This is a genomic window from Agrobacterium sp. CCNWLW32, assembly GCF_037083425.1.
Classification (GTDB): Bacteria; Pseudomonadota; Alphaproteobacteria; order Rhizobiales; family Rhizobiaceae; genus Agrobacterium; species Agrobacterium radiobacter.
In genome coordinates this window covers 169,976-182,397 of record NZ_JBAOJM010000007.1, presented here as the reverse complement: position 1 = coordinate 182,397, position 12,422 = coordinate 169,976, and the positions used below count along the sequence as shown (strand labels likewise).

Sequence of the window (12,422 nt, the reverse complement as noted above, 5' to 3'; positions counted from 1 at the left end):
TCCGAACCTAACCCGGGCTGTTTCGCAAAGGCAAGCCGAAGGAGGACGGAAACGACCCATAAAACGGTATCGTCCAGACGCTCTTTCCGTTATAGCCGGTGCCATAAACAGGAAATTTCCGGAGCAAGACATGGCAGCCACCATCCGCTATCACGAAGGCGATATTTCCGCCGAAGATGCAGCCCGCTACACCGGTGCTATCGCCATCGACACGGAAACGCTGGGGCTGGTGCCGCGCCGCGACCGTCTCTGCGTCGTCCAGCTTTCGCCGGGCGATGGCACGGCTGACGTCATCCGCATCGCCGCCGGCCAGACGCAGGCCCCGAACCTCGTCCGCATGCTGGCCGATCCCGCCCACCAGAAGATTTTTCACTACGGCCGTTTCGATATCGCCGTTCTGTTCCATACCTTCGGCGTGACGACCACACCGGTCTTCTGCACCAAGATCGCCTCGCGGCTGACCCGTACCTACACGGACCGGCATGGCCTTAAGGACAATCTGAAGGAAATGCTGGAAGTCGACATCTCCAAGGCGCAGCAATCCTCCGACTGGGCGGCCCAGCCCCTGTCGCCCGCCCAGCTCGAATATGCCGCCTCCGACGTGCTCTATCTGCACGCACTGCGTGACAAGCTGACAGCCCGCCTCATCCGCGACGGCCGCCTCGACCATGCCGACGCCTGTTTCGCCTTTCTGCCGACCCGCGCGAAACTCGATCTCCTCGGCTGGGAAGAAACGGATATTTTCGCCCATAGCTGAGCCTTCAGCCGCTTCGTTTAAGCACTGATTTACCAGAACTGCCTATTCTCGGCCGCAACTTTGGGCGGCCGGGAACTTTGAAGATGATCACTCCGCTACAGCAGACGGCGGGCATTGCAGTCAGCGAACTCATGCGCTCGATGGTGGAAGCCATCGAGGACCGCCAGCGCGAAGAGCAGGAAAAGGCGAACGGCACCCAAAAGGACGATGCGGTCAAGACCAACCCGCAGCCGGACGAAAGCCATCGCGCCGCCAATGAAAAGATAAGCGCCTATCTCTTCGGCATCATGAAACCGGACGCCGATGCTTTCGCCTCACTTGTTTCCCGCTTTTCCTCCGCCCTCGGCATCACACAGGAAGCCGACGAGTCGAGCTTTTCCTTCGCCAAAAGACTTCAGGATGCCCTGACGCTGACGGACAGTTTCGAAAAAACCGATGCGCAGGGAAAAGCCACGAAAATTTCCCTGACCTCTTTCGGTGTTTCGGAGGGACAGGTCGTCGAGGTGCTGAATAATGGCGCCACCACCAAGACCGATCCCATGGCCGCCCTCGCCGCCCGCATCGCCAAGGGCGCCGGCCTGACGGGCAACGAAGATAATTTCGGCGATGAGATGTCGAAAGCCATCATGGCGATGCGCGCGACTTTGCCGAAAAATGTCAGTGAACTGGAAGAAACCACCGGCCTCAAGCAACTCGGCATCTCCGCCAGACAGATGATCGCCGCCATCGCCAACCCCTATGGCGACGAGGCGCGCGCCGTGAAAGGTGCGCTGGACACGCAGGCGCAGGGCACACGCTTCATGACGCGGGAGACCCTGAAAGTCATTCAGCGTCTCGAAGATGTCGCCGATCCCAAAACCAAAGAAGAGTTGCAGGCCGAACGCGGTAAAGAGCGCATTGGCGAAATCAACGATGCGGAAGTGAAGGCGGAGCGGGAAGAGGATATCCAGGCCCTCGATGCGCAGGGCAAGCTTGAAGACGTGCAGGAACTCCAGGACGTCGTGAAGGAGCATATCGATGCTTCCGGCGAGGAAAAGACGGTAGACGCCGATCCGCAGGCGTCGGCCGACATATCATCGGAAACCGCCCTGATCTCCGTGCTTGCGGCTGCGCCTGCGGATGAAGCCGAGCCGGCGAAGAACGAAGATGAACCTGCCGAGACAGACGCAGCCACCAATCCGGCCGATGCGGAAGACGACGCCGAAAAACTGCTCGATGCGCAGACACTTGTCGAAGAGACCCGCAATGCCATTCTGCCGGTCTCGATCGACGACAATGGCCTTTATGAACTGCTGAAGAAAAAGGCGGCATGATTGCCGCTTCCGAAAGTCACTTGAGCGAAACATGATGTGAGTTCAGACATGACCGATATTTCCGGCCTATCCGGCAGCGTCGTTTACGACAATGAGCCCAATGCGGCGCAGGCCCTGCTGTCCATGGCCGCCCCGCCGCTTGTTCCCGATGACGGGGCCTTCACCGCAGCCGGCGAAGAGGACAATCCCATCGCCCCCATTGAAATGCAGCCAGAGCGAAGCCTTCCCAAGGCAAGCTGGCTGGATGCGATGCCACCGGAGGCTTTTGAGGCCGCAACCAGCGACCCCGATCATATTTCCTCTGTCAATTCCGACGATAACGGCCTTTACCGCATGTTCATCGGCGTCTCACCCTGATTGCGCCCGCACAGGCAATTCTTTGGTTAGCCAAATCTTAATATCTGCAAGCCAAGATTGAACCAGATGATTCTGTATGCGCTGCAACCGACATTTGCGGCCAGAGGCGTATACGGCGCTCCCGCATGAGCGGGCGAGATGACACCTGTCCATCACCGGCGCGGCGATTTTTCAACATTTAAGCCAGATGCGGATCAGAGAGCCAATGGGGATTGGCCCTTTCGCAGCCAGCGGCGGTCACCGATAGAAACGGAGCGCAGCATGTTACCGCCTGTACCGAAAATTGCGGCAACCGATGCCGCCTATGGAACCACGGTCCCGCTGATGCCGCGCGGGCAGGTGAAAGAGACCACACCGCCGCAACCGAGCAATCCCGTCCCTGAAAATAGCGGCAGTCTTTTTGCCCGGGCGGCAATCGCCTCCCTCACCAGCGAATTTCAGCTCTCCCGCAGCACCGCCGTTCTGGCGGAAGCGCTCGGCAAGCTGATGAACCTGCCGCGGCGGGATGGCGAAGCGATCCAGACCTATGTGACGCGACTGACAGAGGCGCTCCGCACCCTGCCGGCGCCACAACGTCTGGCGCTTGAACAACAGGTCGGCAAAGCCCTGCAGGGCCTGACGCTTTCAATGCTCGCCGAAATCCTGAAACAGCCGACCGGGCCGGATGCTGCCCGCCTCGCGCTGCTGATCGAGCTTTCCCGTTACAAGGGAGCGGATCTGGCGGCAAAGGCGGTGGTCTCCTCCTATCAGCAGAACAATTCCTCCAATCCCACCCCTGCGCAATCGGCACCGCCGAAACAGCAGAACGCGCCGGGCCAGAATGCCGAAGGTCGCCCCTCTCCGGCCGTGACCGCACAGGCGGCAAATTCCGCGACCGCCAGCCGGCTTCTGCCTCTGCTCATCGGCCCGCTCGCCCTCAGTGGCGCAGCGGTGAAAGCCACGGTGGCGGCGCTAACCGCGCAGCTGGACCCTCGGCCCACGCTTTCCGCCCCGCCTGCCGACACACATGATACGCCAAGCAATGCCGCAAAGCCGGATGGAAGAGCCGAAAACACGGCACGTCCGCTTCCGCCTCAGACCGGCAACGTGACAAAGGAGGTGTCGGGCGAAATCCGCCTGGCAAACCCGCCTCGCGCCGAAACCGGTGAAACGCGCCCTGCCCTGCCGCATCGAGAGATAACGAAGGCGGAGCAGAAAGAGCCCCGCACGGGCTTTAACCCACCGTCCGGTCCGCTCGCGGACGACGCCGAGACCATGAATACCCTGCTGCTTGCCGCCACGGCTGGCAAACTTCCTGCCAAGGCAGCCGGCACACAGCAGTCTCTGCCCGCGCCGCAAAGTGGCGCGCAGCAGCCCTTCGACGATCAGGCCGTGGAAAAACCCGCCCTCGCAACGGCCGCCGCCCGCCCCTCCGGCGAAGAAACGGAAACGGCGACCCATCGTCCCGAAACCCAGCTGCAGCCGCGGGCCATGCTGGACCCGGAAGCGAGAATGGCGATGCTGGAGCAATCGGCCTCGCAATCATTGATCGCCGCCGCCCTGGTAAAAGACGGCACGCCGCTGCCGCTCGTCGCCTATCCGCCGGCGGACGAGGACTATGAATCGGAAACCCCGCCGCGGGGAGGCGGCCCCTTTTCCGAGGATGAGGCGGAAGGTGAGGCCGAGGCCGGCGCTGAAAACTCCGATGGTCAGGACGATACGGAAGAACGCATTGCTGCCAATGACACGACAGACGAGCGGGAAAGCACGCCTGCGGCGGCTTCCGACGACAGCGCGGAAAATTATTATCTCAAGATGAGCGGCATGCTCTGAGAAGAGCGCCGGTGCCCGCCCGCCGGCGCAACCTGAAAGCAATAAAAAACCCGCCGGAAAATTCCGGCGGGTTCTTCATTTCAAAGATCTTGGCGATTATTCGCCGCGGTTCTTCAGAGCCGCGCCGAGGATGTCGCCGAGCGAAGCGCCCGAGTCGGAAGAACCGAACTGTGCGACGGCTTCCTTCTCTTCAGCGATTTCCAGAGCCTTGATCGAAAGCATGACCTTGCGGTCCTTCTTCGAGAAGTTGACGACGCGGGCGTCGACAACCTGGCCAACGGAGAAGCGCTCAGGGCGCTGCTCGTCACGGTCACGGGAAAGGTCAGCGCGACGGATGAACGAGGTGAGGTCTTCGTGGTTGACGAGCTTCACTTCGATGCCGCCATCGTTGACGCCGATGACTTCAGCGGAAACGACTGCGTTCTTGCGCAGGTCGCCGGAAGAAGCGGCTTCGCCGACAGCATCCTTGCCGAGCTGCTTGATGCCGAGCGAGATGCGTTCCTTCTCGACGTCAACATCGAGAACGACGGCCTTGACCACGTCACCCTTGTTGAACTCTTCGATGACCTGTTCGCCCGGACGGTTCCAGTCGAGATCCGACAGGTGAACCATGCCGTCAACATCGCCTTCGAGGCCAATGAACAGGCCGAATTCGGTCTTGTTCTTGACTTCGCCTTCAACTTCAGTGCCGGCCGGATGGCTGTAGGCAAATGCCTGCCACGGGTTTTCCAGCGTCTGCTTGAGGCCGAGCGAGATACGGCGCTTGGACGGATCGACTTCGAGAACGACAACGTCGACTTCCTGGCTCGTGGACAGGATCTTGCCGGGATGTACGTTCTTCTTGGTCCAGGACATTTCGGAAATGTGGATCAGGCCTTCGATGCCCGGCTCCAGCTCAACGAATGCACCGTAGTCGGTGATGTTCGTGACCGTACCGGAGATCTTCTTGCCAACCGGGTACTTGGCGGAGATGCCATCCCACGGATCGGACTCGAGCTGCTTCATGCCGAGCGAGATACGGTGGGTTTCCTGGTTGATGCGGATGATCTGAACCTTGACCTGCTGGCCAATGTTGAGGATTTCCGAAGGATGGTTGACGCGGCGCCATGCCATGTCGGTAACGTGCAGCAGGCCGTCGATGCCGCCGAGGTCAACGAACGCACCGTAATCGGTGATGTTCTTGACGACGCCGTCAACAACCTGGCCTTCTTCGAGGTTCTGAACGATTTCAGAACGCTGCTCGGCGCGGGACTCTTCGAGAACCGTGCGGCGCGAAACAACGATGTTGCCGCGACGCTTGTCCATCTTGAGGATTTCGAAGGGCTGCGGGTTGTGCATCAGCGGGGTAACGTCGCGGATCGGACGGATGTCGACCTGCGAACGCGGAAGGAAGGCAACAGCGCCGTCCAGATCGACGGTGAAACCACCCTTGACCTGGTTGAAGATAACGCCTTCGACGCGTTCGCCAGCTTCGAACTTGGCTTCGAGCTTGACCCAGCTTTCTTCGCGGCGAGCCTTCTCGCGCGACAGAACGGCTTCGCCGAGAGCGTTTTCGATGCGCTCGACGTAAACTTCGACTTCGTCGCCGACCTTCAGCGTGCCGTCCTTGGACTTCGCGCCGAATTCCTTCAACGGTACGCGGCCTTCAACCTTGAGGCCGACGTCGACGATGGCAACGTCCTTCTCGATTGCCGTTACGATACCCTTGGCAACATAGCCTTCGGCAAGATCGTTAGAGGCAAAGGATTCTTCGAGAAGCGCTGCGAAATCTTCGCGCGTGGGGGTAGATACTGACATGAAATCTCCTGATTGCATCCGCGCTATGACGAATACAAAAGCGCCGGTGGGCTAGTGTTGTTGATACCCGACCCCATGCCCGCCTTTTCAAAAGGCTTTCCGGCGCAAGGACATGACTTCGGGCAATTCCGGACTAAACGCGGACCGAATTCAAGCGGTTCCGCGAGAAACCTGTTTCTCCAGGGCGGCGTCGATGATCGTCCGCGCGGCCTGAAACGCCGCCTCTATACTCATTTCCGACGTATCTAGCAAGTGCGCGTCTTCAGCCGGCTTCAACGGGCTGTCAGCGCGGCCCATGTCGCGCTCGTCGCGTTTTTTCACCTCAGTGAAGATGGCATCATAATCGCCGCTGCCGCCATTGGCCAGAATTTCGTCGTAACGGCGTCGCGCCCGCACGTCGGCAGAGGCCGTGACGTAAAGTTTCACCGGCGCCTGCGGGCACACCACCGTGCCGATGTCGCGTCCGTCAAGCACCGTGCCCGGCTCCTTCAAGGCAAAACGCTGCTGCGCCTTGACGAGCGCGCGTCTCACCGGCGTCATCACCGCTATTTTGGACGCCGCCTCACCAATATCGTGCCGGGAAAGAACGGCGCGATCGAGCCCCGCAAGATCGACCTCCAGCGCCATCTTCTCGGCCACGGCCTCGTCATCGAGCGGCAGGCCGGCATCCAGAAGCGCCTTGGCGGTTGCCCTGTAGGTCAGCCCGGTATCGAGATGGTGGAAACCATAGGTCTCGGCGATCCTGCGTGATAGGGTTCCTTTGCCCGCCGCGGCCGGCCCGTCTATGGCGATCGTGAAGGTCATGAAGCTTTCCGCCTGTGCATCCGTCATTGATATAATAGAGTGTGTCATGCCTCCCTATTTATATCAGCATCCCCGCATAGGGGTTGCGCCGAGGCAGGCGGCACCCGAAGTTTGTCTTTGACACGAAAGAGCGCAACGATTAAGGGGACCGGCTATAAATTTTACCGTCTATGCCGGTTTTACGGCGTACACACCGAAACTCATCCGACAATTTGAGGCTTAGACAGTGGCAAAAGCGGAACTTGGTACCAAGCGCACAGACCCCGATACCGGCAAGAAGTTCTACGATCTGAACCGCGACCCGGTCGTTTCTCCCTACACCGGCAAGTCCTGGCCGCTGTCCTTCTTCGAGGAAAGCACCGCCCAGGCCAAGATGGAGCAGGCTGAAGAAGAGGAAGTGGCGGAAGTCGATACCGAAAACACGGAAGTCGAACTCGTCTCGCTGGAAGATGCCGATGGCGACAACAGCGGCGACGAAATCCCTGATCTGGGTGACGACGATGACGTCGAAATCGACGACGATGACGACACCTTCCTCGAAACCGACGACGAAGATGACGACGACGACATGTCCGGCATCATCGGCGTATCGGGCGACGACGAAGAAGCTTGATTTTACTCGATAATTCGGCCCGACGACAAAAAAATGACGCCGGGCCGTTTTTTATGCTTGCACTCGTCGGAAAGCCGCAGTAGTAAGCCGCCACCGAACGGAACAACAACCGCTTCGGTTCCCGGAACCGGAAGAAATGCCGGAACCCTTATGGGGCTATAGCTCAGCTGGGAGAGCGCTTGCATGGCATGCAAGAGGTCAGCGGTTCGATCCCGCTTAGCTCCACCAAATCTTCTCAGACAATAAATTCTGCTTTCGGCCAACCGGTCCTATTCATCTTTTAGGCCATTTGACGTCATCGCCTATTGCAGCAGCGCCCGCACATCCTGCCCGTTGATACGGCACTCCAGGGAACCCGGCGCACTCACCTCCTCCACCACCCGACATTCGAGATATCTGCCGCGCAGCCGGTTCTCCAGCGCCTTGAAGGCGTTGAGGCCGCAGGCGTAACGGCGGCCGTCGGGGCCGGTGCAGACGCGGTTGCGTTCGACCTCCTCCACGCCGGCGAGGCGGAATTCCTGGCCCTTGAAGGTAAAGCGGTTGCTGGAAATCACACGCAGGCGCTGGTCCGCATGCATTTTTATCGGATAGAGATCTGGCGGCGTCGGAATGCGCTCGTAATTTTGGCTACGGGGATCGACCCGCACCGGCGAGGTGGTCCACAGCAGTTCCGTATTGGCGGCAAGGCTCGCCGGTGCGGAGGTCGCCTCGCCATTGACGAGCGAGGCGATGCGGATGCCGGCTATGCCGAGGCCTATGGCAAGGACGATCTGAAACAGCAAAATTGCGATCTGCCTGACCATGTCACCGCAACATCAAAACAATGAACGACATAAAATAAATCGGCCGTCTTTACGAAAGTGACCGGCCGCATATCACATCAATAAAACCTTGCACGCACTGACATCCCGCACGGTGCCCATGGCCATGATCGGGAGCTGGTCGCTATCCAGGATCACCCGTCCGGTTGTCCGCAACCAGCGGAAACCGCCGGATTTGAGCTGAATGCGATATTCCTGATCATAGAACACGCCATTTGTCAGCGAATTATAAACCGCCTTGGCGACGCGTGCGCGCGAGCCGCTTTCGATCTGCGCGATGAAATCTTCGACCGGAATGCCGCAGGCGGCTTTTTCCGGCGAGAATTCGCGCAGGCGGGCCGCCACGGCATCGAGATAGATCAGGTTCTGCCCGATGTTCCAGGTATAATAACCCACAAGTGTCTCTTCGAGCGATATGTTCTCCAACATCGGCCTTCTACCGTCTGAAATGCTTGTGCGGGTCTGTAACATACCAGACGATAGACGGCTAACCACAAGAATTCATCCTTTTGTCTGATGAGACGCGGTTTTGTGGGCGGCGGATTATCGACAGCCCATTTCGGCCGCCATGTTGGCGAACCAACCTTCCTGTGCCAAAGAAGGTTGACCCTAGAGCCAACGACCAGAGGAGCCGCCGTGACCATCGGGCTTGCCCATGCCGAACTCATCGCCGTCGTCACCGCCATCACCACGGATGAGCCGCGGGTCATGACCGTTCGGGAAGGCGCAGCACTTCCGTCGGGGCCGTTCGAATTCGGGCACAGAACGCTCCAGAGCGGGTTGCGGGAATGGATCCACGAACAGACCCACCACCCCGTCGGTTATCTCGAACAGCTCTACACCTTCGCCGATCGCGACCGCAACAACGACATTTTGGGCGGCAGAACCATCTCCATCGGTTATCTTGGGCTGGTTCGCGAGCAGGAAGCCTCAGGCGGCAAACGCGCCCTTTGGCACGGCTGGTACGAATATTTCCCCTGGGAAGATCATCGCCAGGGACGCCCTGAGGTTTTGGACAGCATCATCGACAGGCTGCGTGCTTGGGCGGATTCCGATCCCGCCTGCAAAAGCCAGCGCCATTTGCGGGCGGACTTCACCTTCGGCCTAGATGGCGGCGGCTGGAACGAGGAACTGACCCTGCAGCGCTATGAGCTGCTGTATGAAGCCGGGCTGGTTGAGGAAGCGCAGGGCGATCCGCGGATCAATTTCGGCAGGCCCATGTTTGCCGATCACCGCCGCATTCTCGCCACCGGCATTGCGCGATTGAGGGCCAAGATCAAATACCGGCCGGTGGTGTTCGAATTGATGCCCGATGCCTTCACGCTCCTGCAGCTGCAGCGCGCTATCGAGGCGCTGGCCGGGCTGACGCTGCACAAGCAGAATTTCCGCCGGCTGATTGAACAGCAGCAGCTGGTGGAAGAAACCGGCGACATGGCGACCGAAACCGGCGGCCGCCCGGCAAAGCTTTTCCGCTTCCGCCAGACCGTTCTCGATGAACGCGCCCTCTCAGGTACAAAACTGCCCCTCTCCCGCAATTGACATATACTCACAATGAGAATATCTCTTTGTCCTAGATATACTCAAACAGAGTATAAATGGGAGAGTGCCGTGAACGAACAGATATCCGCCGCAAGCCTCTATGATCGCGTCGCCCGGGTGATTCCCAAGGCCGAATGGATGGGCTTTCAGGACGATGTGGATGCGATCCTCGAGTTGAAGCGCAAGCGAAACGCGGTCATCCTCGCCCATAATTACCAGACACCGGAAATCTTCCACGGCGTCGCCGATATCGTCGGCGACAGCCTTGCCCTTGCCCGCAAGGCGATGGAAGTGGAAGCGGATGTGATCGTTCTCGCCGGCGTGCATTTCATGGCCGAGACGGCAAAGCTGCTCAATCCGCAAAAAACCGTGCTCATTCCGGATATGGGCGCAGGCTGCTCGCTGGCGGATTCCATCACGCCCGAGGACATTGCCCTTCTGCGCAAGGCCTATCCCGGCGTTCCGGTTGTCACCTATGTGAACACGTCCGCTGCGGTGAAGGCGGCCTCCGACATCTGCTGCACGTCAGGCAATGCCCGCCAGGTGGTGGAATCGCTCGGCGTGCCGCGCGTGCTGATGCTGCCGGATGAATATCTGGCAAAGAACGTGGCGAAGGAAACCAATGTCGAACTGATCGCCTGGCGCGGCCATTGCGAGGTGCATGAACTGTTCACCGCCGATGACATCAGAGAACTCAGGGAAAGCCATCCCGGCGTCACCGTGCTGGCGCATCCGGAATGTCCGCCCGATGTCGTGGAGGCCGCGGATTTTTCCGGTTCCACCGCCGTCATGTCCGACTATGTCGGCCGCGAACGCCCCGCCCGCGTGGTGCTTCTGACGGAATGCTCGATGAGCGACAATGTCGCCGTACATCACCCGGATGTCGAATTCATCCGTCCCTGCAATCTCTGCCCGCATATGAAGCGCATCACGCTTGGCAACATCCGCACGGCCCTTGAGGAAAACCGCCACGAAGTGACGGTCGATCCGGCTATCGCCGTCGCCGCCCGCCGCGCCGTGGAAAGGATGCTGGAAGTATGAACGAACGCCTCCCGTCGCATGCGGGCTGGACGGTCATTGTCGGCAGCGGCATTGCCGGCCTGATGGCGGCGCTGACGCTTGCGCCGCAGCCTGTGCTGCTTATCACACGCGGCGTTCTCGGCGGCGAGACGTCCAGCGCCTGGGCGCAGGGCGGTATTGCGGCAAGCCTCGGCCCCGACGATAGTGCAGCCCTCCACCTTGCCGATACGCTCGCCGCGGGTGACGGCCTCTGCGATGCTGAAATGGCCGCAGAGATCGTTTCCGCCGCCCCCGCCGTCATCGAGGCGCTGGAGCAGGCGGGGGTGCGCTTTGACCGTGATGCCGCGGGCAGGCTCGTCTTCGGGCTGGAGGCCGCCCATGGCAGAAGGCGCATCCTGCATGCCGAAGGTGACGGTTCGGGCGCGGCCATCGTCACGGCTCTCGCCGCCAGCGTTCTTCGCACACCCTCCATCACCGTTCTGGAAGGCACGGAAGTTCGTCGCCTGCTGACGGAAAACGGCGCCATCGCCGGTCTCGCCTGCATCGGCCCCAAAGGCTGCTTTACGTTGCCGGCCACACAGGTCGTTCTCGCCACCGGCGGCCTCGGCGGGCTTTATGAGGCGACGACCAATCCATCCGGCAATTTCGGACAGGGCATCATGCTCGCCGCCCGCGCCGGCGCCATCCTCGCCGATATGGAATTCGTCCAGTTTCACCCGACGGCGCTTTCCTCGCTACGACGGCCGCTGGCGCTGGTGAGCGAGGCAGTGCGGGGCGAAGGCGCACTTCTACTTAATGAGAACGGCGAACGTTTCATGGCTGATGTTCCGGGTGCGGAACTCGCCTCGCGCGATATTGTCGCCCGCGCCATCGACCGCGAAATGTTGCGCGGCGGCAGGGTCTTTCTCGATGCCCGCAAGGCGCTCGGCTCGGGCTTTTCCACCCGTTTCCCCTCGATCGACCTGCTCTGCCGGGAGGCAGGGATAGACCCCGCCCGCGAACTCGTGCCGGTCCGCCCGGCGGTGCATTACCATATGGGCGGCGTCGCCACCGATGGCAGAGGCCGAAGCTCGTTGCCGGGCCTTTGGGTTGCCGGCGAAACCGCCTGCACGGGGCTGCATGGCGCAAACAGGCTTGCCAGCAATTCCCTGCTGGAAGCGGCCGCCATGGGCATGCGCGCAGCGGAAGACATTGCCAGCAGGCCGACATATGCTGGAAAACAGCCAGCTGATATCGCAACCCTCCCCGTGCCTGACTTCCCGGCAGTCGACCTCTCTCCCGTCCGGCCCATCGTTTCCCGCCATCTCGGTATCGTGAGACATGCTGAAGGACTGACGGGCGCGATCCGTGATCTTCTGCCATTGACTGAGCGGAACGGCCCGGCATCCGATCCCGCCCTTGTTGCGCTGGCCGTCGCCGTCTTCGCGGCGCAACGCACGGAATCGCGCGGCGCGCATTTCCGCGACGATTTTCCTGAAAAGGACGCAGCGGCGACAAGGCGCAGGCTGAGCCTTAGCGACGTGATTACCATCGCCCACGAATTTTCCTCTTCCAGCCATTCTTCGGCCAGCCTTGCGCGGAGCGCCTGA

General features: G+C 60.5%; 12 protein-coding genes and 1 tRNA gene. 9 read left to right on the top strand and 4 right to left on the bottom strand.

Translation table 11 applies throughout. The annotated features are described in order from the left end of the window. The first annotated feature begins 130 nt into the window (after nucleotides 1-130). From V6R85_RS16625 to V6R85_RS16610, 4 genes are all read left to right on the top strand, one after another. The gene (locus V6R85_RS16625) at nucleotides 131-757 is read left to right on the top strand and encodes a ribonuclease D (RefSeq protein WP_060723422.1); all 627 of its coding nucleotides are present in this window, start codon (nucleotides 131-133) and stop codon (nucleotides 755-757) included. Nucleotides 758-840: 83 nt separating this feature from the next. After that, nucleotides 841-2,070, top strand: a complete 1,230-nt coding sequence (locus V6R85_RS16620; RefSeq protein ID WP_111792981.1) for a hypothetical protein — start codon at nucleotides 841-843, stop codon at nucleotides 2,068-2,070. A gap of 48 nt (nucleotides 2,071-2,118) precedes the next feature. After that, on the top strand, nucleotides 2,119-2,427 hold the full coding sequence (locus V6R85_RS16615; protein ID WP_003508655.1) for a hypothetical protein: 309 nt from the start codon (nucleotides 2,119-2,121) through the stop codon (nucleotides 2,425-2,427). A gap of 261 nt (nucleotides 2,428-2,688) precedes the next feature. After that, nucleotides 2,689-4,239: a hypothetical protein gene (locus tag V6R85_RS16610; RefSeq protein ID WP_112346904.1), complete on the top strand. Its 1,551-nt coding sequence runs from the start codon at nucleotides 2,689-2,691 to the stop codon at nucleotides 4,237-4,239. 96 nt (nucleotides 4,240-4,335) lie between these two features. On the opposite strand, the gene rpsA is transcribed toward V6R85_RS16610, so the two are convergent. Both rpsA and cmk read right to left on the bottom strand, forming a co-directional pair. Continuing rightward, on the bottom strand, nucleotides 4,336-6,036 hold the full coding sequence (gene rpsA / locus V6R85_RS16605; RefSeq protein WP_020009998.1) for a 30S ribosomal protein S1: 1,701 nt from the start codon (nucleotides 6,034-6,036) through the stop codon (nucleotides 4,336-4,338). 150 nt (nucleotides 6,037-6,186) lie between these two features. Continuing rightward, a complete protein-coding gene (gene cmk, locus V6R85_RS16600; RefSeq protein ID WP_003508652.1) occupies nucleotides 6,187-6,867 on the bottom strand; it encodes a (d)CMP kinase in 681 nt (226 codons plus the stop codon). Nucleotides 6,868-7,066: 199 nt separating this feature from the next. On the opposite strand from cmk, the gene V6R85_RS16595 reads away from it, so the two are divergent. Further along, a complete protein-coding gene (locus V6R85_RS16595; RefSeq protein WP_003508651.1) occupies nucleotides 7,067-7,453 on the top strand; it encodes a TIGR02300 family protein in 387 nt (128 codons plus the stop codon). A 152-nt stretch (nucleotides 7,454-7,605) separates the two neighbouring features. Beyond that, nucleotides 7,606-7,681, top strand: a tRNA-Ala gene (locus tag V6R85_RS16590). 74 nt (nucleotides 7,682-7,755) lie between these two features. Here V6R85_RS16590 and V6R85_RS16585 read toward each other — a convergent pair. Together V6R85_RS16585 and V6R85_RS16580 are read right to left on the bottom strand one after the other, a co-directional pair. Continuing rightward, on the bottom strand, nucleotides 7,756-8,256 hold the full coding sequence (locus V6R85_RS16585) for a hypothetical protein (protein WP_060723426.1): 501 nt from the start codon (nucleotides 8,254-8,256) through the stop codon (nucleotides 7,756-7,758). Between the two features lie 72 nt (nucleotides 8,257-8,328). Then, complete coding sequence (locus tag V6R85_RS16580) at nucleotides 8,329-8,703, bottom strand: PAS domain-containing protein (protein WP_003508649.1); 375 nt, start codon at nucleotides 8,701-8,703, stop codon at nucleotides 8,329-8,331. Nucleotides 8,704-8,910: 207 nt separating this feature from the next. On the opposite strand from V6R85_RS16580, the gene V6R85_RS16575 reads away from it, so the two are divergent. The 3 genes from V6R85_RS16575 to V6R85_RS16565 all read left to right on the top strand — a co-directional run bounded on the left by V6R85_RS16575 (nucleotide 8,911) and on the right by V6R85_RS16565 (nucleotide 12,422). Next, nucleotides 8,911-9,813 (top strand): NUDIX hydrolase, encoded by a 903-nt coding sequence (locus tag V6R85_RS16575; protein ID WP_003508614.1) that lies wholly within the window; start codon nucleotides 8,911-8,913, stop codon nucleotides 9,811-9,813. 69 nt (nucleotides 9,814-9,882) lie between these two features. Next, nucleotides 9,883-10,854, top strand: a complete 972-nt coding sequence (gene nadA / locus V6R85_RS16570) for a quinolinate synthase NadA (protein WP_003508608.1) — start codon at nucleotides 9,883-9,885, stop codon at nucleotides 10,852-10,854. Next, nucleotides 10,851-12,422: an L-aspartate oxidase gene (locus V6R85_RS16565; RefSeq protein ID WP_112278390.1), complete on the top strand. Its 1,572-nt coding sequence runs from the start codon at nucleotides 10,851-10,853 to the stop codon at nucleotides 12,420-12,422. Before nadA ends, V6R85_RS16565 begins: the two co-directional genes overlap by 4 nt.